Consider the following 245-nt stretch of genomic DNA (forward strand, 5'->3'; position numbering starts at 1 on the left):
CGCTCGTAGCAATTCGACCTGATCCGGCTTGTTGCCCGGTCTGGCGTCGACGCGCGCGGGGATCTCGTCGTCGCGCATCACCAGCTCCTGGTGCCACAGGCCGATCGTCTCCTCCAGCGTGTCGGAGATCACAAGGATCGCCACGCCCTGCTCGGAGAGATCGCGGACCAGCTCCTGGACCTCCTCCTTCGCCCCCGCATCGAGGCCGCGCGTCGGGTGGTCGAGCACCAGGATGCGCGAGCCGG

General features: G+C 68.6%; 1 pseudogene. It reads right to left on the reverse strand.

The annotated features are described in order from the left end of the window. Window positions 1–245, reverse strand: a pseudogene (locus tag KVT37_RS32575) (sugar ABC transporter ATP-binding protein); the annotation flags it as partial.

It is taken from the genome of Mesorhizobium sp. GbtcB19, assembly GCF_019091085.1.
Lineage (GTDB): Bacteria > Pseudomonadota > Alphaproteobacteria > Rhizobiales > Rhizobiaceae > Mesorhizobium.